25 protein-coding genes are annotated in these 20,628 nt (G+C 61.4%); 9 read left to right on the top strand and 16 right to left on the bottom strand.

Annotated features, from left to right (window positions below):
- Positions 1-3: 3 nt before the first annotated feature.
- Positions 4-705, bottom strand: coding sequence for a CoA transferase subunit B (locus ACEPP2_RS07700; RefSeq protein WP_395516233.1), 702 nt, complete (start codon positions 703-705; stop codon positions 4-6).
- The gene (locus ACEPP2_RS07695) at positions 702-1,409 is read right to left on the bottom strand and encodes a 3-oxoacid CoA-transferase subunit A (protein WP_395516232.1); all 708 of its coding nucleotides are present in this window, start codon (positions 1,407-1,409) and stop codon (positions 702-704) included. The genes ACEPP2_RS07700 and ACEPP2_RS07695 overlap by 4 nt, the downstream gene beginning before the upstream one ends.
- A gap of 111 nt (positions 1,410-1,520) precedes the next feature.
- Between ACEPP2_RS07695 and ACEPP2_RS07690 the strand changes: the two genes are divergently transcribed.
- Both ACEPP2_RS07690 and ACEPP2_RS07685 read left to right on the top strand, forming a co-directional pair.
- Positions 1,521-2,276: an IclR family transcriptional regulator gene (locus tag ACEPP2_RS07690; RefSeq protein ID WP_077548834.1), complete on the top strand. Its 756-nt coding sequence runs from the start codon at positions 1,521-1,523 to the stop codon at positions 2,274-2,276.
- 179 nt (positions 2,277-2,455) lie between these two features.
- Complete coding sequence (locus ACEPP2_RS07685) at positions 2,456-3,142, top strand: L,D-transpeptidase (RefSeq protein WP_077549009.1); 687 nt, start codon at positions 2,456-2,458, stop codon at positions 3,140-3,142.
- A gap of 32 nt (positions 3,143-3,174) precedes the next feature.
- Here the strand turns inward: ACEPP2_RS07685 and ACEPP2_RS07680 are convergent, their stop codons facing one another.
- The 5 genes from ACEPP2_RS07680 to pcaD are packed head-to-tail and all read right to left on the bottom strand — an operon-like array spanning position 3,175 to position 6,819.
- Positions 3,175-4,233 (bottom strand): 3-carboxy-cis,cis-muconate cycloisomerase, encoded by a 1,059-nt coding sequence (locus ACEPP2_RS07680; RefSeq protein WP_395516231.1) that lies wholly within the window; start codon positions 4,231-4,233, stop codon positions 3,175-3,177.
- A gap of 7 nt (positions 4,234-4,240) precedes the next feature.
- Complete coding sequence (gene pcaG / locus ACEPP2_RS07675; protein WP_077548832.1) at positions 4,241-4,858, bottom strand: protocatechuate 3,4-dioxygenase subunit alpha; 618 nt, start codon at positions 4,856-4,858, stop codon at positions 4,241-4,243.
- Between the two features lies 1 nt (position 4,859).
- On the bottom strand, positions 4,860-5,600 hold the full coding sequence (gene pcaH / locus ACEPP2_RS07670) for a protocatechuate 3,4-dioxygenase subunit beta (RefSeq protein ID WP_077548831.1): 741 nt from the start codon (positions 5,598-5,600) through the stop codon (positions 4,860-4,862).
- Complete coding sequence (gene pcaC / locus ACEPP2_RS07665; protein ID WP_077548830.1) at positions 5,597-6,016, bottom strand: 4-carboxymuconolactone decarboxylase; 420 nt, start codon at positions 6,014-6,016, stop codon at positions 5,597-5,599. The genes pcaH and pcaC overlap by 4 nt, the downstream gene beginning before the upstream one ends.
- Positions 6,013-6,819 carry a 3-oxoadipate enol-lactonase gene (gene pcaD / locus ACEPP2_RS07660; protein ID WP_077548829.1) on the bottom strand — a complete coding sequence of 269 codons (807 nt, stop codon included), beginning with the start codon at positions 6,817-6,819 and terminating at the stop codon, positions 6,013-6,015. The genes pcaC and pcaD overlap by 4 nt, the downstream gene beginning before the upstream one ends.
- Positions 6,820-6,870: 51 nt before the next feature.
- On the opposite strand from pcaD, the gene pcaQ reads away from it, so the two are divergent.
- The gene (gene pcaQ, locus ACEPP2_RS07655) at positions 6,871-7,839 is read left to right on the top strand and encodes a pca operon transcription factor PcaQ (protein ID WP_395516430.1); all 969 of its coding nucleotides are present in this window, start codon (positions 6,871-6,873) and stop codon (positions 7,837-7,839) included.
- A 6-nt stretch (positions 7,840-7,845) separates the two neighbouring features.
- Here pcaQ and ACEPP2_RS07650 read toward each other — a convergent pair whose 3' ends face one another.
- The gene (locus ACEPP2_RS07650) at positions 7,846-8,913 is read right to left on the bottom strand and encodes an ornithine cyclodeaminase (protein ID WP_395516230.1); all 1,068 of its coding nucleotides are present in this window, start codon (positions 8,911-8,913) and stop codon (positions 7,846-7,848) included.
- Positions 8,913-9,833, bottom strand: coding sequence for an arginase (gene rocF, locus ACEPP2_RS07645; RefSeq protein ID WP_395516229.1), 921 nt, complete (start codon positions 9,831-9,833; stop codon positions 8,913-8,915). Before rocF ends, ACEPP2_RS07650 begins: the two co-directional genes overlap by 1 nt.
- 113 nt (positions 9,834-9,946) lie before the next feature.
- Between rocF and ACEPP2_RS07640 the strand changes: the two genes are divergently transcribed.
- Complete coding sequence (locus ACEPP2_RS07640) at positions 9,947-10,384, top strand: Lrp/AsnC family transcriptional regulator (RefSeq protein WP_142586633.1); 438 nt, start codon at positions 9,947-9,949, stop codon at positions 10,382-10,384.
- A 6-nt stretch (positions 10,385-10,390) separates the two neighbouring features.
- On the opposite strand, the gene ACEPP2_RS07635 is transcribed toward ACEPP2_RS07640, so the two are convergent.
- Positions 10,391-10,729: a hypothetical protein gene (locus ACEPP2_RS07635; protein WP_152341604.1), complete on the bottom strand. Its 339-nt coding sequence runs from the start codon at positions 10,727-10,729 to the stop codon at positions 10,391-10,393.
- A 130-nt stretch (positions 10,730-10,859) separates the two neighbouring features.
- Between ACEPP2_RS07635 and ACEPP2_RS07630 the strand changes: the two genes are divergently transcribed.
- On the top strand, positions 10,860-12,116 hold the full coding sequence (locus ACEPP2_RS07630) for a glycerate kinase type-2 family protein (protein WP_152341603.1): 1,257 nt from the start codon (positions 10,860-10,862) through the stop codon (positions 12,114-12,116).
- On the opposite strand, the gene ACEPP2_RS07625 is transcribed toward ACEPP2_RS07630, so the two are convergent.
- Entirely contained in the window at positions 12,113-12,985 is an 873-nt protein-coding gene (locus ACEPP2_RS07625; protein ID WP_395516228.1) for a helix-turn-helix domain-containing protein, read from the bottom strand. The two genes, ACEPP2_RS07630 and ACEPP2_RS07625, sit on opposite strands and share 4 nt — an antisense overlap.
- A gap of 119 nt (positions 12,986-13,104) precedes the next feature.
- Here ACEPP2_RS07625 and pobA point away from each other — a divergent pair, with 119 nt between their 5' ends.
- The gene (gene pobA / locus ACEPP2_RS07620; protein WP_395516227.1) at positions 13,105-14,274 is read left to right on the top strand and encodes a 4-hydroxybenzoate 3-monooxygenase; all 1,170 of its coding nucleotides are present in this window, start codon (positions 13,105-13,107) and stop codon (positions 14,272-14,274) included.
- Positions 14,275-14,280: 6 nt separating this feature from the next.
- On the opposite strand, the gene ACEPP2_RS07615 is transcribed toward pobA, so the two are convergent.
- A complete protein-coding gene (locus tag ACEPP2_RS07615) occupies positions 14,281-14,691 on the bottom strand; it encodes a TIGR02588 family protein (RefSeq protein WP_395516226.1) in 411 nt (136 codons plus the stop codon).
- 7 nt (positions 14,692-14,698) lie between these two features.
- On the bottom strand, positions 14,699-15,514 hold the full coding sequence (locus ACEPP2_RS07610) for a TIGR02587 family membrane protein (RefSeq protein ID WP_395516429.1): 816 nt from the start codon (positions 15,512-15,514) through the stop codon (positions 14,699-14,701).
- 304 nt (positions 15,515-15,818) lie between these two features.
- Here ACEPP2_RS07610 and ACEPP2_RS07605 point away from each other — a divergent pair, with 304 nt between their 5' ends.
- The gene (locus tag ACEPP2_RS07605) at positions 15,819-17,507 is read left to right on the top strand and encodes a sensor histidine kinase (protein ID WP_395516225.1); all 1,689 of its coding nucleotides are present in this window, start codon (positions 15,819-15,821) and stop codon (positions 17,505-17,507) included.
- A gap of 38 nt (positions 17,508-17,545) precedes the next feature.
- Here ACEPP2_RS07605 and ACEPP2_RS07600 read toward each other — a convergent pair whose 3' ends face one another.
- From ACEPP2_RS07600 to ACEPP2_RS07590, 3 genes are all read right to left on the bottom strand, one after another.
- Entirely contained in the window at positions 17,546-18,235 is a 690-nt protein-coding gene (locus ACEPP2_RS07600) for a DUF1194 domain-containing protein (protein ID WP_395516224.1), read from the bottom strand.
- Between the two features lie 188 nt (positions 18,236-18,423).
- Positions 18,424-18,582, bottom strand: coding sequence for a YqaE/Pmp3 family membrane protein (locus ACEPP2_RS07595; protein ID WP_077548817.1), 159 nt, complete (start codon positions 18,580-18,582; stop codon positions 18,424-18,426).
- A gap of 65 nt (positions 18,583-18,647) precedes the next feature.
- On the bottom strand, positions 18,648-19,628 hold the full coding sequence (locus ACEPP2_RS07590; protein ID WP_395516223.1) for a 1-phosphofructokinase family hexose kinase: 981 nt from the start codon (positions 19,626-19,628) through the stop codon (positions 18,648-18,650).
- A gap of 207 nt (positions 19,629-19,835) precedes the next feature.
- Between ACEPP2_RS07590 and ACEPP2_RS07585 the strand changes: the two genes are divergently transcribed.
- Together ACEPP2_RS07585 and ACEPP2_RS07580 are read left to right on the top strand one after the other, a co-directional pair.
- Positions 19,836-20,210 (top strand): GFA family protein, encoded by a 375-nt coding sequence (locus ACEPP2_RS07585; RefSeq protein WP_077548815.1) that lies wholly within the window; start codon positions 19,836-19,838, stop codon positions 20,208-20,210.
- Positions 20,207-20,614 (top strand): HD domain-containing protein, encoded by a 408-nt coding sequence (locus ACEPP2_RS07580; protein WP_077548814.1) that lies wholly within the window; start codon positions 20,207-20,209, stop codon positions 20,612-20,614. The genes ACEPP2_RS07585 and ACEPP2_RS07580 overlap by 4 nt, the downstream gene beginning before the upstream one ends.
- The last annotated feature ends 14 nt before the right edge of the window (positions 20,615-20,628 follow it).

Below are 20,628 nucleotides of genomic sequence, written 5' to 3'. Positions count from 1 at the left end.
TCCTCAAAGAGCGGGAACAACGAGATCGGCGACGGGGCCGTCTAGGTGAAGCGGCGCACCGGTCATGGCCTGCAGTTCCTCCAGCGTCATGGCCGCCAGTTTCTCCCGCAGGACGAAGCGCCCACCGACAATGTCCACCACGGCATGGCTCGTATAGACGCGTGTGATGCAGGCAACCCCGGTCAGCGGGAAGGTGCATCGCTCAACAAGCTTCGGCTCGCCCTTCTTCGTCACATGCTCGGTGATGACGCAGACCTGCTTTGCCCCATGTACCAGATCCATCGCACCACCGACAGCCGGAACGCCCTTGGCGCCGACGCGCCAGTTGGCGAGGTCGCCGTTCTGGGCCACCTGATAGGCGCCAAGGATCGCCACATCCAGATGACCGCCGCGGACCATGGCAAAGCTGTCGGCATGGTGAAAGAATGCGGCGCCCGGCTTCAGGGTGACGGCCTTCTTGCCGGCATTGATCAGGTCCCAGTCCTCCTCCCCTTCAGGCGGCGCCTCGCCGAAGTCCAGGATGCCGTTTTCCGTGTGGAAGATCGCCTGGCGCCCGGAGGGCTGGTATCGCGCCACCATCTCCGGAAATCCGATCCCGAGGTTCACATAAGCGCCGTCGGCGATGTCCTGCGCCGCCCTCCAGGCGATCTGGGCGTTGGAGAGCTTGATGTCTTCGCGAGTGTTGACGGGGGGTTCGGCGGTCATACGTAGGCCACTCCGGCTCGAATGAGGTCTTCTTCCTGTCGGGGCTGGCTGACCTCGACAACGCAGTCGACGAAGATCCCGGGCGTTACGACATGTTCCGGGTCTATACCGCCGGGCGAAACGATCCGCGTCACCTGTGCGATTGTCTTCGCCGCGGCCATGCACATCAGCGGATTGAAGTTTCGGCCAGCCTTGTTGTAGGTCAGGTTGCCGTGGGTATCGCCGACCTGTCCCTTGACGAGGGCGAAATCCGCCTTCAGCCAGCGCTCCTGTATATAGTGGCGGCCATCGAATTCGGCAGTCGGCTTACCCTCGGCAAGCTCGGTGCCGTAGGCGGTGGGAGTATAGAAGGCAGGGATACCGGCCCCGCCTGCGCGTATGCGTTCCGCAAGCGTGCCCTGCGGCACCAGTTCCAGTTCGATGTCGCCGGCGAGATACCGGTCGGTGAAGGCGCGTGGGTCCGTGGAGCGGGGGAAGGAGCAGATCATCTTCCGCACCATCCCGGCATCGATCATCGCTGCAATCCCGATCCGGCCATTGCCGGCGTTATTGTTGATGACGGTGAGACCCTTTGGCCCCTTATCGATCAGGGCGTGGATAAGCTCGATCGGCGCGCCCGACCCGCCGAAGCCGCCGATCATGATGGTGGAACCGTCTTCGATCCCGGCCACGGCATCTGCAATGTTTGCGACAGACTTGTCCATGCGATCCTTCCTGTCTCCGTTGGTTCAGGAGTACCGGGTCGGCCTATCGACATCAACCGATTTGTGCGCTATTCGACGTTTGTTCGCATATCGCACATTGAGGAGTATCCATTGCAGGAGACAGATTTCCTTGGAGGGTTCGCAAAGGGCCTTCGGGTATTGGAGGCCTTCGCCGATGCAAGGCCGAAACTGTCGATTGCGGATGTCGCGAGGCTAACGGGACTGGACCGGGCCACCACGCGCCGCTGCCTGCTCACCCTCGCTCGCCTCGGCTATGCAGATTACGACGGGAAGTTCTTCTCGCTGACCCCACGCGTGCTCCGCCTTGGTCACGCTTATCTTTCAGCGACACCCCTGCCGCGGATCGTGCAGCCGCATATCGACCGTCTCTCGCAGGACGTCGCGCAAAGCGCCTCGGTCAGCGTCTTGGACGGCAGCGAAATCGTGTATGTCGCACGGGCGTCATATCAACGGGTAATGTCTATCAATCTCATGCCTGGAAGCAGGCTGCCCGCCTATTGCGCCTCGATGGGCAGGGTGATGCTGGCGGCCCTGCCGCCCGAGGAGGCATTGGCGCGAATCCGCCAGAGTGAGCTCCGCGCCTTCACTCCCTCGACACTAACGGAGCCTGAAGACCTGATGGACGAGCTTGTCCGGGTTCGGGAGCAAGGCTACGCCATCATCGACCAGGAGCTTGAGGTCGGTCTCTGCTCCATCGCCGTACCCCTGAAGGATGAACGGGGAGATGTTCTCGCGGCGCTTAACATCGGTGCATCCGCTGCGCAGATTCCTGCCAGTGAACTAGTCGGCCATTTCCTCGCGCCACTCAGGAAGACGGCGGACGTACTGGGACCGATGCTTCGATGAGGTTGATGGCGGCACGCCTCACTCACGGTTTGGTGACCGACCGTGAATTGCCGTCCGTAGCGAGCTGGCGCTAATACCGGAGGCGCCGTCTTTGAACGTTCTGCTCCAGGCCGGCATCTCATTCCTTGGGCCAACCCCAGCCCAGGTCTCCCCTCCATCCTCCCGGAAAACCTGCCTTGTTGAAGTTCACGCGCCGTTCACTGTTGATCGCAGTTCCCTTACTTGCTGCCGGATGCACCACCACCACCTCGCCCCGCACCCGGACCGTGAAGCCGCTGATCCCCGACGAGTATGTAGCCATGTATGGTGCCGTTGATGGAGAGGCTTTCCCGGTTGCAGCAACGGATCTGACGCGCGTCGAGCCGCAGTTTCTTCGGCGTGATGTTGCCTATCCGACCGATCAGCCTCCGGGAACGATCGTCGTCGATACCGAAGCGCGGTACCTCTACCTGGTCCGCGAGAACGGTCGGGCGCTGCGCTACGGGATCGGCGTCGGCAAGGCGGGCCTGGAATTCGAGGGCGAGGCGGTGGTGCAGTACAAGCGGCAGTGGCCGCGATGGACCCCGACCCAGGCCATGATCGCCCGGGAACCAGAACGCTATGGCCCCCTCGCCGCCGGCATGGAACCGGGCGTCATGAACCCGCTCGGCCCGCGGGCGCTTTACCTGTTCAAGGACGGCAAGGACACGCTCTACCGCATCCACGGCACGACGGAGGCATGGACCATCGGCAAGGCAGTCTCGAGTGGCTGCATCCGTCTGTTGAACCAGGACATCATCGACCTGTACCGGCGGGTACCGAACGGGTCACGAGTTGTGGTCCTGCAGGGGGGAAACGCAAATTCGCGGCAACTGCCTCAGGTCTGAGCTAACGGGCCTCCCCGTACCAAGCTAGGCGGCTAGCTCTTGCGTCCGATGTCGCGGATGTCACGCACAAGCCGATCCGCCAGGCGGAGGGCAGCTCCGGTGGCCCCGACCATGGATGGCAGGATCATCCATTCCAGGGTCCATGCAGCCCCTGAGCGCTCCTGCTCATGGACGAGGGCCTGATGAAGCCCGCCGGCCTGAGCCGCATTGTACCGCGCGAGCCCCACCAACATTTCCGCAGCGACGGGATTTTGCTTATGCGCCATGGCGGAAGAGCCACCGCCACCGGCCAGGATGATCTCCTCACCCATCTGGGCAAGCAAGGTGATGTCCTGCCCAAACTTGCCGAGGCTTCCTGTCAGGAGTGACAGGAGGCTCCCGAAGCCGGCAATCCTGTCACGCTGGCTATGCCATTGCGGAGCATCGAGAAGTCCAAGCTCGGCCGCCATCGTTCGCCGGACCGCTTCTGCCTTGTCGCCAAGCTTCTCCAGTGTCCCGGCAGCACCACCGAACTGGATGACGAGATCGGTGGTCCTGTAGCGATCCATCTGGGACATGTGACGATGCAGCGGCTCCCGCCATGCACGCATGCGGTCCCTGACGGTGATGGGGATTGCCGCCTGCATGCGCGTATGCGCCATCAGCATCCTGTCGCCGAACGTTTCCTCGACCTTCTCCATCTCACCCTGCAAGGCGAGGACCCGCGAATGAAGTAGGTCGCACACGCCCTTCAGCCGCAGTATCAGCGCCGTGTCGATCACATCCTGGCTGGTGGCCCCCATGTGAAGGTGCGGCTTGGACTCCTCGCTCAGGCTTTCGCGCACCTGCTTGACCAATTCCGGCACGACTACACCATCCCGGGCAATCCCCGCGCGCAGCCGTTCCATATTGGGCCGGAAGTTCCTGCAACACGCCACGATCTCCGCTGCAGCAGGCGCCGGGATCACCTCCCATTGCGCCTCGGCCTTCGCGAGTGCGGCTTCGAAGGAAAGCATCGCCGCAATCTCCGCCTCCGCCGAGAAGAAACCGGCAGCCTCGTCGTCGCCGACGAGGGCGGAGAGATAGGGATGGTCGAAGGCGGAGAAGCTCATCGGCAGCTCAGACGTCGAAGAAGATCGTCTCTTTGTCACCCTGGAGATGGATGTCAAAGGTCACGGTATCGCCGTCGCGCTTGCCGATCAGGGTCGGGACGCGGACCTTGTGCTCGATGCGGGCGAGGATGGGGTCCTGCGCGTTCGCCTCCTCCTCGTCGGAGAAGTACATCCGCGTATTGAGGCCGATGTTGATACCCCGCGCCACGAGCCAGAAGTTGACATGCGGCGCCATCATCCGACCGTCGCGGAACGGCACCCGGCCAGGCTTGATCGTTTCGAAGACGAACTCACCCGTATCCATGTCGCCGGGGCAACGGGCCCATCCGAAGAAGTTCGGATCCGCCTCGCCGCGAGTCTCCGATGGGCTGTTGTAGAAACCGTCGGCATCGGCCTGCCATATCTCGACGAGCGCATCCCGTAGCGGTGTTCCGCTGCCATCGATGACGCGGCCACGGATGGTGATCCTTTCGCCGCGCGTCTGCTCGTTGATCATGGATCCGGAGCCGAGATCCTTGTCGAAGATGCCGTGTACGCCGGTGAAGTTCGGCGTGCAGCCGATATGGACATAGGGGCCCGCAGTCTGCGACGGCGATTCCTTGAGATAGCCGAGTGGCTGGACCATGTCAGTTCCCCTCCATGCGATTTTCGAACAGGGTTGAGCGGCGGCCGCGAAGCACGATGTCAAACTTGTAGGCGCGCATATCGTGCGGAATGGTCGCATTCATGTCGAGCGGCGCAATCAGCCGCTTGATTGCTTCCTCGTCCGGAATTGTCTTCACGATAGGGCAGATCCAGATCAGCGGATCGCCTTCGAAATACATCTGGGTGATCAGGCGCTGGGCAAATCCGTGTCCGAAGATGGAGAAATGGATATGCGCCGGGCGCCAGTCATTGACCCCGTTCGGCCAGGGATAGGGGCCGGGCTTGATGGTCTTGAACCAGTAGAAGCCGTTCTCGTCCGTGATCGTCCGGCCGACGCCGCCGAAATTGGGGTCCAGAGGAGCTAGGTAGGTCTCCTTCTTGTGGCGGTACCTGCCGCCCGCATTGGCCTGCCAGAACTCGACAAGCGCTCCCGCAACGCCAATGCCCCGCTCGTCCAGTACCCGACCATGGACGAGAATCCGCTGGCCGATCGGTCCGTCGCCGGGCTTTGAATAGTTGACGATCAGGTCGTTGTCGAACTCGTTGATGATATTGTGTCCGAAGACGGGTCCGGTGATCTCGCTCTTCGTACCTTCCAGCGAAATCAGCGCGCGCTGCGGGGACCGAAGCACCGTCGTCTTGTACCACGGCGTGTAGGCCGGCGGATGCATGTCGCGGTCGCGGGCAAAGAAAGGTGTCGTTTCAGGCGGTGCGTTTCTCATTTCTTGTCTCCCCCGTCCTCGGTGTTGGCGTCCATTTCGGCGTAGACCGCCTTGGCGATCTTGAAGGCATGATTTGCCGCGGGGACGCCTGCATATACTGCCACATGCATGAGGGCCTCGCAGATGTCGTCCATTGTCGCACCGGTGCGAGCCGTCGCCCGCACATGCATGGCGACCTCCTCGTGGTGACCGAGAGCCGCCAGCAGCGCAATCGTTACGATCGAGCGCTCCCGCTTCGTCCAGCCCGGCCGCGACCACAAGGTCCCCCAGGCCCCCTCGGTGATGAACTGCTGGAATGGGCGATCGAAAGGGGTTTCGCGGGCAAGGGCACCGTCGACATGCGCATCGCCAAGAACGGACCGTCTGGTTTGAAGACCCTGTCGATAGCGTTCCGTCTCGCGAGATGAATCGGTCATGGTCTCAATCCCTCGACGTCATTAAACAGGAAACTGCGGATTAGCGCCGCATAGGCGGCAGGCGCTTCGGCGCAGGGTATATGAGCCGCATCCTCGATGATGCTGTATTGCGCCCCGTCGATGAGGTCGGCCATCGATCGGACCAGAGCCGGCGGCGTTGAGCCGTCATGTTCACCGGCAATGCAGAGGACGGGGACCGCAATCTTCTGCGCTGCTTCCGTGAAGTCCGCATCGCGGATTGCCGCGCAAGTACCGGTGTATCCGGCAGCAGGCTGACGTTGCAGCATGTTGCGGTAGCCTTGATAGGCTGCATTGCCCGGATCCCGGAACTCCGGCGTGAACCATTTGGCCATGATATCGTCGACCATGCTGGCGATCCCGCCTGTCTCGATTACCGATATGCGCTGGTTCCACATCTCCGGCGTCCCAATCTTGTGGGCCGTATTGGACAGGATCATCGCCCGAACCAGATCCGGGCGTCGCTCATAGGCTCGCTGCGCGATCAATCCACCCACTGACAGGCCACAGATAAAGACCTCCGCCATTTCGAGATGGTCGAGCAGGCCGACGAGATCGCTGACATGGTCATCTATGCTGTAGGGCGGAGTTCCGAGATCGGAAAGCCCGTGCCCCCGTTTGTCGTAGGTGAGGATGGTGAAGTCATCGGAGAGTTTCGGCAGGACGTGGTGCCAAATGCGGGAATCGGTGCCCAGAGAGTTAATGAAGACCAGCACCGGCTTCCCGGAATCCGCAACGGTCACATCGTAATGAATCGTGACGTCGCTGATGCGTACAAACTGCATTGTCTCTCTCCTCCCGAGAATACCATTGCAGCTCCGCAATGGTTAGGTAAAATGACATTATCAGCCATTTGCTTAACTCCCAGGTTATATCAGTTGGGCGACCCTCGCATCAAGTTTCGGCACTTGCATACATTTCTGGAGGTCGCTCGGCAAAGAAGCGTCGTCAAGGCGGCGGAGATCCTTCATGTCAGCCAACCCGCGGTAACGAAAACCATCCGCGAGTTGGAGGAAGCGCTGGGTGTCGCGATTTTCGAGCGCGACGGACGAGGCATCCGTATCACGCGCTATGGCGAGATCTACCTCCGTTACGCCGGCGCGGCGCTGACCGCTTTGCGGCAGGGATTTGATGCCGTTTCGCAGGAACTTTTCGACGCCGCCCCGCCTGTTCGCGTTGGGGCGCTGCCAACCGTTTCGATGCGCATCATGCCGCGCGCGATGTCACTATTCCTCGAACAGAAAACCGGGAGCCGCATCAAGATCGTGACGGGTGAAAACGCCGTTCTGCTGGAGCAGCTGCGGCTTGGTGACCTCGACCTCGTCGTGGGGCGCCTCGCCGCACCTGAAAAGATGACCGGATTCACGTTCGAGCACCTTTACTCCGAACGCGTCGTCTTGGCGGTACGGCCGGGACACCCGCTGCTGGAGGGCTGCCCCTCGATCTTCTCCAGCCTGCCGACATTCCCCATCCTGATCCCGACAAGAGGTTCCATCATCCGCCCCTTCGTCGAGCAGCTCCTAATCGCAAATGGTGTGGGAAGCCTTCCGACACAGGTCGAGACTGTCTCCCACGCCTTCGGTCGCGCCTTCACCCGTTCAAGCGACGCCGTATGGATCATTTCGGAAGGCGTGGTGTCGGGGGACCTGGCGGAGGGGTTCCTGGTGTCATTACCCGTGGATACCAGCGAGACCAGAGGGCCCGTTGGACTGACCCTCAAGGCAGATCAGCCACCTTCCGCCCCGCAATCCATCCTGATGCAGACAATCAGGCAGGCCGCGACGGAGATTATGCCACTTCCTTGAGGGCGCCTATGCGAGGCAGGCCTGTCTCAACCAGGCCTGCCGCCGAAGCAACATGCCGTAGAGGTCCCGCGGCTCGTCCGGGTCTGCCAGCAGGTCCAAGGCGGTATAGTGCCTGCTCTCCTTCAGCTTCTCGTTCACGTAGCGCAATGCGGAGAAATCTTCGACGGCAAAGCCGACGCTATCGAAGAGCGTGATCTGGTCCGCACGGTCGCGACCGGCTTCCTTGCCGCAGATGACGCGCCAGAGCTCCACCACCGGATGGTCCGGGTCGAGTTGCTGGATCTCCCCTTCGACACGGGTTTGCGGTGGATATTCCACGAAAATGCTGGAGCGCAGCAGGATGTCGCGATGCAATTCCGTCTTGCCTGGGCAATCCCCGCCCACTGCATTGATGTGAACGCCGGCACCGATCATGTTGTCGGTCAGGATCGTGGCATTCTGCTTGTCCGCTGTTGCGGTGGTGATGATCTCCGCCCCTTCGACCGCCTCCTCCGGCGAAGCGCAGAGGGCAATGGATAGGCCCAGATCCGCCAGATTGCCGCGGCAACGCGCCATCGCTCCGTGGTCGACGTCGAACAGACGCAGGCTCTCGATCCCGAGCAATGCACGGAAGGCACGCGCCTGGAACTCGCTCTGCGTTCCGGTGCCGATCAGCGCCATGGTCCGCGCATTCTTTGGAGCAAGATAGCCGGCAGCAACCGCCGACATGGCTGCTGTCCTCAGCGCCGTCAGGATCGTCATTTCCGAAAGCAACAGCGGATAACCGGTCTCGACATCAGCGAGCACTCCGAATGCCGTCACGGTCTGTCGTCCAGAACGTGTATTCTTCGGGTGCCCGTTGACATACTTGAAACCGTAAAGCCTGCCGTCGCTGGTCGGCATAAGTTCGATCACGCCTTCGGCCGAATGCGACGCGACACGGGGCGTCTTGTCGAAGTGCTCCCAGCGGCGGAAATCCTCCTCGATATACTGGGCCAGCTCGACCAGAAAGGCATCGATGCCGGTCTCAAGCACGAGGTCCATCATGTTCTCGACGCTTACGAACGGAACCAGGTTCAGGTTTGCGATCGGCATCAGTAGCTCCTTGTGGGTCGATCCAGCACCTTCCGGCCGAGCAGGCTAGCCGTCAGGTCGACCAAGAGGAGGGCGGTGCGCCCCCGCTCATCGAGAAAGGGGTTGAGTTCGACCAGGTCCAGACTGGTCACCAGCCCACTGTCGTGCAGCATCTCCATGACCAGATGGGCTTCGCGGAAGGTAGCGCCTCCGGGCACAGTCGTGCCCACGGCCGGCGCAACACTCGGCTCCAGGAAATCGACGTCCAGGCTGACATGCAAACGGCCACCGGCCGCCGATACCCGCTCCAGGAAATTTCTCAGGAGAGCCGCGACACCATGTTCATCGATTGTCCGCATGTCGTGCACGGTAATTTGAGTCTCCTCCAGCGCCGCCCGCTCGGCCGGATCGACGCTGCGAATCCCGATCATGCAGACATTCGCGCCGTCAACAGGCGCGGCGAGAGGCGGAAAGTATCCTTCGAAGCCGGGCCGCCCGGTGAAATAGGCCACCGGCACCCCGTGAAGATTGCCGCTTTGCGTCGACTGGAGCGAGTGCAGATCAGTATGGGCGTCGAGCCAGAGCACGAAGAGGGGTTTTCCTTCCTCAGCCGCGCGACGGGACACGCCGGCGACCGTGCCGGCCGACAAGGCATGATCGCCTCCCATAAAGATCGGCATGCCTTCATCGCTTTCCCGATATGCAACCTCCGCAAGGAGCTCGGTCCAGGCTGCAACAGGTCCCAGGTTTCGGATCGCCTGATTCGCATGCGGCATGCCCATCGCGGCCCCTACGCTGACATTGCCGAGGTCACGGACGTCATGGCCCAGGCTCTCGAGAGTGCCCGCCAATCCCGCGACGCGAAGCGCGCTCGGTCCCATCTCGCAACCAAGTTGCGAAGCACCATCCTGCAGTGGAACGCCGATCAGTTTGCAGATCATACAAGTCTCCTTTGATGGAAAGGAGCACGGACGGATGGCAGAATGAATAGTTGGAATTGCCAAGAATGGCAGCTGAAGCTAGCATTCTGGAACGATCAAGAGGTCAAACCGGAATGCACTCCCTCGACGAGAAACTCATTCGCCTTCTGCGGCACAATGCCCGCAGGAGCATTTCCGACCTTGCGATCGAAGTGGGAACTTCGCGAGCCACCGTCCGCGCCAGGATCGACAAGCTGGAACGGAGCGGCAGCATTATCGGCTATACCGTTGTACTGCCGAACGATGTTACAGGCTCCCCTGTTCGTGGCATCATGATGGTGGAGATCGAAGGCCGCGTTACCGATCGCGTGATAGCCGCACTTCAGACGTTCCCGGAAATCTCGGCGATCCACACGACCAACGGTCGCTGGGACCTCATCGTCGAACTCGGCGCCGACAACCTCGCAGACTTCGACGCGGTCCTCCGCAAGATCCGCCTTGTCCCCGGCATCACCGCAAGCGAAACCAGCCTGCTGCTCGCCACGCCACGCAGCACCCGGGCAAAGCTCTGACCGCTGTCAGTTTGCCTTGGATCCAAGCTCGGGAAAAGTTCGCGCCAGCTCATCCATGCTTCTGCATACGAACTCCTCGGCGCGGAGGGTCACGGCGATATTGTCGGCGACGGTAAGGGTCTCCTCGAAATGAACGGGGACGGGATCTCCCTTTGTCCGCCGTAGTACTGCCTCGTGGCGAAAGCCGTGCTTCAGCAGCCAGTCGCGGGGAGCCGTCAGGCTCAAATCAACATGTATGGCTCCGTCGTCCTCCTTCATCGCCTTGATCTTGTAGGTAACGGGGGCCCGATCGCCTTTGATGTCGATCTCGCCTGGATAACTCGCCTGCGTGAGATGCTCGCTCATGCCTTGCACTCCCTGTGTCTGCGATTACGCGAATCCAATCCTTGGAAGCGCGCTTTGTTCCGTTTGCGGCGGTTGACGGTGAAGGCCCGGCGTGGTGCAAGAACGATGATCGACGTTGGAGGCGTGATTGATGAACGACCGGGAGCTGCTGGCTGATCTATTCAGGGCGGCCGTCGCGGCAGCCGATCCGACGGAAGGTATTCGCCGGCACCTGCCTGCCCTCGGCAAGAGCGGCCGAACGATCGTTGTGGGCGCGGGGAAAGGCGCGGCACAGATGGCGGCTGCGCTGGAAGACCTATGGGACGGCACGCTCTCGGGGGTGGTGGTCACACGCTACGGCTATGGATGCGCCACCCGAAATGTCGAGATCCTCGAAGCCGCTCACCCCGTCCCCGATGCTGCAGGCCTCGTCGCGTCCCGGAGACTGTTCGACACCATTTCCGGCCTGACGGAGGACGACCTGGTGATCGCCCTGATCTGTGGGGGAGGGTCGGCACTGCTTCCTGCGCCGCCAGCAGGACTCACGCTCGCGGATGAGGTGGTGCTCAACGAGGAACTGCTCGCCAGCGGCGCCCCCATTTCAGCAATGAACGTGGTGCGCAAGCACCTCTCGACCATCAAGGGCGGGCGGCTTGCGGCGGCAACCCGGGCACAGGTCGTGAGCCTGATCGTCTCGGACATACCGGGGGACAATCCGGCATTCGTCGCGTCGGGGCCAACTGTACCGGACGCGACGACGCGGCAGGATGCACTTGATATCGTCGCCCAATACGGACTGCGTCTTCCGGAACGCATGCTGGCTCATCTGCAATCTCCCGCAGCGGATGCACCCCATCCCGATGACGCGGTCTTCAGCCGCAACGAGCATCACGTGATCGCTTCGGCTGCGGTTTCGCTCGAGGCCGCGGCCGAGGTCGCGCGCCGCCAGGGCATCCATGTGCACATCCTCTCCGATTCCATTGAGGGGGAGGCTCGGGATGTGGCGCGGGTTCATGCCGCCATTGCTCGGGAAATCTGCGACCGAAATCGTCCCTTCCAACGGCCTGCCATTCTCCTCTCCGGCGGAGAAACGACAGTGACCCTCGACGGGAGAGGCGGACGCGGTGGTCGGAACGGCGAGTTCGCACTGTCCCTGGCGCTGTCGGTCGATAGCTATCCTGTCCTCGCGCTCGCAGCCGATACCGACGGAATAGACGGCTCCGAAGCGAACGCCGGCGCCTTTGCCGACGGCAGCTCGGTCCGTCGATTGCGCGCCTGCGATCTCGATGCCCGCTTGCTTCTTGCGAGAAATGACAGCTTCACGGCCTTTGAGGCCATAGATGATCTCTTCGTAACCGGTCCCACCGGTACCAACGTGAACGATTTCCGGGCGATCCTGATACGTTAGCGCTCAAGGCTTGCGCGTTCATCGGATCTGAACTGGCCCGGCGTCCGACCGGTCCGCTTGCGGAACCAGCGCGAGAAATAGGCGGGATCCGCGAACCCTAGGTTGACGGCGATCTGCTTGATACTTGCTGGCGTGAAAAGGAGCGCCCGGCTGGCCTCGTCCACTACGCGTGTCATGATGAATTCGTGAAGGGTCTGTCCCGTGACCTCGCGAACCACGCGATTGAGGTGTGTCACCGACAGGTTGAGCAGCCGCGCGTAGTCTTGCGCGGTCAACTGGTCACGAAACCGTTCCGCAATGAGGGTCCTGAGCGACTCTACCCGCGCCTGCTTTGCGTCATGACGGGGCTCGTTGTCGGGCGGGGCAGCCGAGCTGCCGGTTAGAAGGATAGCAGTGGTCAGAAGAGACCCCATCAGGCTGCGGCGTTCACCGCGATGTTTCTCAAACTCGTCGGCAATGCGCTGGAGAGTCGCATCCAGATAGGGCGCTTCCTTAGCTTCGATGACTGCCATTCGCGGCCGGGAGAGCCAATCTCCCCGGTTCTGCGAAACACGTGCCGTGATCGGCAACCTGTCGGCGACAACTGTTATCACGAAGCCTTCTATGTCCTTGGAAAACCGATATCCGTGACTGACGCCGGGTGGCATGAGAACTACGCACGGTGGAGTGAGCAAGATCCGTTCTGCCGCGACGTCTGCATCACCCGATCCGGTCCGAATGTACAGGAATTGAAAGAAGCTGTCGTGCCGGTGGGGCCTGATTTCCCATCGATGCGCACTGCTTCGAGCCGCAATCGTTTCACAATGCACCCAGAAATCAGCTTCCTGAGGCCTCTTCTCGCCGTAAAGATCGTAAGTTGGTACGAACATCGTCTGACTGTTGGATGGCGGAGAATGTCGGGTTTGTCCCATAAGTTGGTGGGAATGTCCATTTCTGCAGCATGCGCGTCGGGTTAGCTTTTGTCAGTTCCAGGCTGAGGGAGGACATCGTGCGTACACAGGTCGTCATTATCGGATCCGGGCCGTCAGGGCTGCTCCTCGGCCAACTGCTTACCGATGCCGGCATTGATAACATCATCCTGGAGCGGGTCACGAAAGACTATGTGCTGGGGCGCGTGCGTGCCGGCGTTCTGGAGGAGGGCATGGTCGAGCTTCTCGATCGGGCCGGGGCCGGCGCGCGAATGCATGCAGAAGGCCTGCCTCACGATGGCATATCGCTCGCCTTTGATGGGCAGGATCACAGGATCGATCTGCATGCGCTGACCGGAAAGCGCGTGATGGTCTACGGCCAGACAGAGGTCACCCAGGATCTCATGCAGAAACGCGAGGCCAGCGGTGCAGTCTCGATCTACGAAGCGGCGAACGTCCTGCCCCATGCGTTCGACGGCGAGCATCCCCATGTCACCTATGAGAAGGATGGGGTCACGCATCGCCTCGATTGCGATTTCATAGCCGGATGCGACGGCTTCCATGGGATCAGCCGCAAATCAGTCCCGGAAGCCGCACTCCAGACCTTCGAGAAGGTTTATCCCTTCGGCTGGCTTGGCATCCTCGCCGATGTGCCGCCGGTCAGCCATGAACTAATCTATGCGAACCATCCTCGAGGCTTCGCCCTCTGTTCCATGCGCTCCCCCACCCGCAGCCGTTATTACATCCAGTGCTCGCTCGATGAACGGCCGGAGGACTGGAGCGATGAGCGGTTCTTTGACGAATTGCGCGCCCGCCTGCCCGCCCGGCATGCGGAGGCTATGATCACAGGCCCCTCCTTCGAGAAGTCTATCGCTCCATTGCGGTCCTTTGTCGCCGAGCCCATGCGTTTCGGACGGCTGTTCCTAGTGGGTGATGCGGCCCATATCGTTCCCCCCACCGGAGCCAAGGGACTCAATCTCGCCGCTAGTGACGTCCATTACCTCTTCGAAGGCTTACGGGAATTCTACCTCGACCGGTCTTCTTCGGGCGTCGATGCCTACTCCATCCGTGCCCTGAAGCGGGTGTGGAAAGCGGAACGGTTCTCCTGGTCCATGACAACGATGCTTCATCGGTTTCCAGAGACGGGCGGTTTCGAGCAACGGGTTCAGGAGGCGGAGCTCGACTATCTGGTCCGTTCGACCGCCGCCTCGACGGCGCTGGCAGAGAATTATGTCGGCCTGCCCTACTGAGCCTGATCAGGGATCGGTGTATCCGAGCGCCCGCAGCCGGACCTCTCGTCCTGCCGGATCCTGCAGGAGAAAGAGGCCACCGCTTCCCTTTGAGCGCCCCGGTACGTAGTCCAGTGTGACCTCGGCGCTATCGACAACCTGTCCCGAATCGACGACATCCGCCCGCACCAGCACGGCTGCCGCTGTCGATGTACCCTGATTGAGGATGTCGAATTCCAGCCGGTAGCCGCCCTCGACTGCAGCGGTCCGTGTCACCGTTAGTTGGAAGCTCGGCGGGACATCGTCCCGCACCAGGGCGTCCATCGCGATCCAGCCGATCATCGACAGGACGAGCAGGAAGGAAACCACTCCCGTGGCCCATTCTACCCAGTGGGCCTTGCCGGATTCGACATGACGGTTCTTGAAGGTCTTTGTCATCGAGGCTCTACAGAATAAGGCGTGCAGCGGCCGCGCCGATCGCACCTGGGAAACTGAGGACGATCGCAGACATCAATGCCTGCATGCCAGCAGTGTCGTCCAGTCGGCCGAATGTCCACAGGACATAGAAGCTGATGCCGAGCGCCACAATGTATCCCGGCAGCGTGAAGCGGATGAAAGCGTGTGACCCCGGTGTATCTTCCGTCAGTTCATGCGTACCGCGAAAGGCGACGGCATAGACGAAGCCGTGCATGATCAGGATGGATGCAACGATCATCACAAGTGCATGCCATGCGGTCATCTTGAAGGAGATGAGGATAATCTCCTCAGTCGGCGCCACGTTGAGGCTGAGAAAGAGAGCGCCGATCGCCATCATGAACAGTTCCCGTCCGTAGCTGGTGCTGATTTCGCTATCCTCTTTTTCGTCCTGCTGCTCGGCCTCCTCGTCATTCTGGCCGCCGAATTGCGATCTTCCAAGCAGTGCGCCGATACTCGCCGGCACTGCTTGGATGGCTATCTTTCCGAGTATTTCACTATCCGGCATTCCCGGTTTGATGTTGCCGAAGAGCAGCAGAACGAGGACGCTCATCACGATGGCGATGGCATAAGCAATCACGGCGTCGCGGGCAGCCTCCCGCCAGGTGAAGGTCTCCTCGAATCCTATCCGATGGGCGAGTACGAGCAGCAGCGGAATGTTGAGGAGGAGGAGGAGAAGCAGACGATACCGCTCGATGTAGAATCCCAGGTGCCAGAGCTCCATCGTCATCAGCATCGGGAGCCCGAAAATCAAGGCTCCGGCGCCGCCGCGCCCGAGTCCGATCATGAACCGTTGCGTCCGATGCTGGTCGTGATCCAACTCGGTATTCACTCCCGTCGCCAAGTCCTTGCTCCCCGTCGCCGATCGCGAGCATGGCCCGGATGCGTCCCCGCGCAGGGATCAGGTGAGCTGCGCAGCAAGACCACCGTGACATAGCTAGAACAACGCGGCTTGAGATCAAGCGGCCACTAGTTATACTGCGCCGCTTGAAGCAGACTGCCTCTGTGTTTTCAGAGCTCTCGCGGACTTGGCGGGCCGGTGGAGCTACAGGTGAAGATGCAGAGGGCGCGGCGGCCTAACGGGGGACGCGATGAAAAGAAGGTCGGTCACGGCGCGGCTGCTACTCCTGACGCTTCTTGCCCTTATGCCGGCCATGCTGGTGTTGATCTACAACCTGATATCTGCACGGCAGGCTGCCTATCGCGAGATTCACATCAACGCCCTCACCGCCGGCCATGTGGCGTCGCTTGAGGTGCGTCGCATCGTCTCCTCAGTGCGGAGCACGCTTGAGGTCCTGTCGACCGTTCCCATTACCCGAACCGGACCAGGCCGACCATGCAGCGACTATCTGCGGATCGTCGACGACAAGCTCGACATGATCGAGAGCATTACCGTCCTGGACAGCAGCGGCGCGCTCCAGTGCGCCTCCCAGCCGACGAGCGCTACCGACTTTTCCGACCGTGACTATTTTCGCGACGCCGTTGACCGGAAGGAATTCATCGTGGGCACCTACATCATAGACCGGATCACCGGGGAGCCCGCGCTACCGCTCGCCCTGCCAGTGCTGGAGGGTGAGCGGACTGCGAGAGTGGTCGTCGCCTACCTCGACCTGAACTGGTTGGGGGCTCGTGTTCGTGAGCGGGAGCTCTTTGGCGGCAATGCGCTTACCATCGCCGATCGCAATGGGATTATCCTGGCGCGCGAACCATTTCCCGAGCGGTTCGTAGGCACTCCCATTCCCGAGGAGTACCAGCGGCTGGTGCGGGCCTCGGTTCCAGGCACGCTCGAGCTGACAAGCCAGGACGGCACGCGACGCGTAATCGGCTACTATCCGGATCAGGAGAGCCTCTACGTCAGCGCCGGCACGTCGGTGGAAAGCGGGCTCCAGCAGGTGGGGAAAGTCACGCGCTTCGGCTTGGCTGTTATTGCGCTTGCGATCGTAGGACCATTCCTCGTCGTCTGGTGGGCAGGCCATGCGCTGATCCGCCGGCCCGCACGCCAGCTCGTTAGATCCATCAATGCCTGGCGCGCTGGCAACGAGTCTGCCCGTACCGGCATGAGCGGCGACGGGACCTTTGAGACAATTGGCGGCGCCATCGACGCCTTCATGGACGAACTGGCCCTCCGCAGGGAGCAGCAGCAGAAGGACGACCGGATGCGGCAGATGCTGATCCGCGAGCTCGACCATCGCATCAAGAACATCTTGAGCATGGTCCAGGCGGTCGCTCGACAGACATTTCGGTCCTCCCAATCCATGGAGGAAGCCTCCGAGGCCTTCTTCCGCCGACTGCATGCCATGGCGGGAGCCCATCAGTTGCTGACGAAGAACTGGCAGAGCGCCTCACTGAAAGCCACCGTGGAGACGGCGATACAGCCTTTCGAGGATCCGGCGCATCCGCGTTTCTCGATCGACGGGCCCGATCTGGAGGTCGCTTCGAAAATAGCCTTGTCGCTTTCCATGGCGCTGCACGAGCTTTGCACCAACGCCGCCAAGTACGGAGCCTTGTCGAACGACGCTGGGCGGATAGAAATTCGCTGGTGCTTCGGAGAAGGCGGCGCGCCCTTCACCTTTTCCTGGACTGAGCAGGGCGGACCATCGGTCGAGCGACCGTCCCGCGAGGGTTTCGGCACTGTTATGATCGAGCGCGTGCTGTCGCAGCAGCTGGATGCGGAGGTTACACTCGAGTATCGCCCTGACGGATTGCGTTGCGATGTGCGCTCTCGAATGACGGATCTCTTGGGTACCGCGTCGGAGGAGGAGGAAGCAGCGGAGATCTAGCCCTCCCTGAAGACCCAACGTCGAAGGACGGCAGCTTGCTACCGGTCGAACAGGTTCTGCCACTGCCGCTCGCCAACCAAACAGTCCGTCTGTGGGTCGTCAATCGGGATAGGGTCGGAGGAAGCTCCGCGGTCACTGATCTCAAGGACCAGCTTTCGCCTGATAGCAGTCGTGAAATCCTCGACGCGATGAACCGGCAGCACGAAAGAGCCAGGTCCACCGATGACACAGTCAGCATAGTATTGATCGAGAGCGACGGTGGTCGAGGGACGCAGCATGATCGCCAGTCCGTTGATGACGATGCCTGCCGCGACAGCCTTGTCGCGGGCGAGCGCCACCGGCTGCCCCACGTTATTGGCCCCGTCCCCGGAAACATCGATGACACGGCGCATTCCGGCATAGCGGTTAGATAGGAGGGCGATCGTACCTTCCTCGATCGCGGCGGAGATCGATGTTCTCCGGTTGGTGATGATCGGCCTCTCCTGAAGCCGGGCCGCAAAAGCCTTGGCGTCTTCAGCAGTCTCAATGGTCTGCCAATCAATCCGGGAAGATGGATCGACTACGCCTGCCCATTCGAAATAGCTGACAGCGATCCGGCCGAGCAGGCCGCCGCGGACTGCGTTGATGAAGTCCGGGTGCTGGATCGCCGCGATATAGCCTTCGCGCTGCATGCGGACTTCTTCGTAGTCCATGGACCGGGATACGTCGACGGCCAGCAACAGCTCCACATCGACCTCCCCGCCATTCTCTGCAGCAATCGCCCAGGCCGCTGCGCCCGAGAGGGAAAAAGCATCGCAAGCGTGGCAAGCATGGCGGCTCCGTTCCTGCGTTTCGCAGATACTAGCACAGGATGGGCTGCTCGCGACGCTGCACGTCAGCGGCGGTTCAAAAATGGGTGATGACGGAAGGAAGGGCCCTATTTCTTGAGGATGACCCAGAGGGCGTGAACAATGCCCGGCAGCCACCCCAGCAACGTCAACAGGATGTTCAGCCAGAAATGCAGCCCGAGTCCGACCTGGAGGAAGACTCCGAGCGGCGGCAGCAGGAAGGCAAGCAAGATGCGAATAATGTCCACGGGTCGGCTCCTGATGTTGTCCGTTGCTCCCACAACGCATCAGTTCGGCGGGGGTTCACGTGATGTCAGGGCTGGCGGCCCTTCTGCACGCTTCTTGGCGAGGTTAGCCCAGCAGAGTCGAGAGCGTCTTCGCCATGCTGGTAGAGCATGAGGACGTCCTCCCGGCGGCATAGGTCCGTGCCCTCGCTCATAACGGTCGCGGCTCCTGCGGCTACACCCACCCGGAAAGCCTCCCGCACCGGATAATCGTGGATAAGCGCCCAGAGCATTCCACCAACGAAGCTGTCGCCTGCGCCAACCGTCGAACCCACCTTCACCTGGAAGGAGGGTAGCTTGAGATGATCTTGCGCACTGACCAGCACGGCGCCCTCTCGCGCCAGGGACACGGCGACATATTGCACAGAGCCCCGCGCGATGAATTCCTGGCAGACCTTGATTGCCTCCTCCAGGTTCAGGCTGCGCCCGACGATTCCTTCAAGTTCGTCGAGGCTTGGCTTGATCAGGAAAAGCCCTCCAACGTCCAGCGCTGCCTTCAAGGCCGGACCAGAAGTATCGAGGATGATCCTGCAATTGCGGCCGGCCAACTGCCGCACCATGGACGCGTACTCATCCTTTGGCATTCCGCGCGGCACGCTTCCGCTGAGCACCACGTAATCCCAGGCGCCAGTATCTAGGAACCGGCGAGCCTCCTCGCATTCCGCCGGGGAGACCACAGGCCCCTCCGGAACGAAACGGAACTCCTCCCCCGTCTCCATGTCCTTGACCATGAAAGCGATCCGGGTCGAGCCGGCAATTCTGACGGTGTGGAGGTTGACTGGCAGCTTCTTCACGGCGTCGAGGAAGACTTCGCCGGTCGCGCCACCCGCCATGACCAGCAGATCGCAAGTGTCGCCCATCTCTGCGAGGACGCGCGCGACGTTCACGCCCCCGCCCCCTATGTTCTGCCGTTGATTGCGCGTCCTGACCTTCTTGGTGGGAACTATTCTCGATGCCTCATTGGCGATGTCGATGGACGGGTTGAGCGCCACGCAGAGGATCGATGTCATTGTTCCGAAACCTTTCGCCATTCCATGAGGCGGCACCTGTCGAAGTTATGTTGCCCTAGCCATTTAGGAGGTCCGCCGCGTGCAGCCAAGGGCCATCCCGTTTCCAAGAGCAAGCGGCGCGGAACGAATGGGGCAATGAGGCCGTTCACGGTGCGAGAATCAGCGTAACTGGCTTGATCCGCAGTGATGATGAGGGGAGAGGCCTGGATGATTATCCGTTCCGGACGCTGCCTCTGCGGCGAAATCACCTACTCAGTGAAAGGTCCGCCGTTGAGGGTCGGCCTCTGCCACTGTGCCGACTGCAGGAAGGAAAGCGGCTCCAGCTTCGTGACATTTGCAGTCTGGCCGGCGCACGCGTTCGAAAGCAGCGGCGACATCACCGTTTTTGAGGGCCGGGGCTTCTGTCGAACCTGCGGCTCGCGATTATTCAATCCCGGCGAGGGAGAAGTCGAGATCCGAGTTGGCTCGCTTGATATGGCCCCTACGGATCTTGAGCCGACGTACGAGATCTGGATCAAGCGCCGTGAGCACTGGCTATCCCCCATCGGTACCGCAGAACAATTTGCCGAGGACCGGCGATGAAGTCCGATGTCGCACATGCACGCGAGATTGCGGAAGCGGCTCTTGCTGGCCGGGTGAAGAAGGGCGGCGAACCTCTGCTTGATCATGTCGCCCGTGTTGCTGCATCCGTCGCCGACGACGTCGAGCAGATCATTGCCTGGCTCCACGACGTCCCCGAGAACGCCCCGGAATGGACACTCGAGCGCTTGCAGCAGGAGGGATTTGCGCCAGCCGTTCTGGCGGCAGTGGACGCTCTTACCCGGAGGGACGGAGAGTCCCACGCTGACTTGGTAAGGAGGGCGGCGGCAAATCCTTTGGCTCGGAAGGTTAAGCTCGCGGACCTGAGGGACAATCTGGCAACTGCCGAGCGCACGGGAGGCGACGGCGAAAAATATCGAAATGGGCTTCGGCTTCTGGAAGCGTGACAACCAGCTAGCCA

The sequence above is a fragment of the Pseudorhizobium flavum genome, from assembly GCF_044142885.1.
In the GTDB taxonomy this organism is placed as follows: domain Bacteria; phylum Pseudomonadota; class Alphaproteobacteria; order Rhizobiales; family Rhizobiaceae; genus Neorhizobium; species Neorhizobium flavum.
The sequence above is the reverse complement of the archived record's forward strand: the minus strand, read 5'-3'. Positions and strand labels throughout refer to the sequence as shown.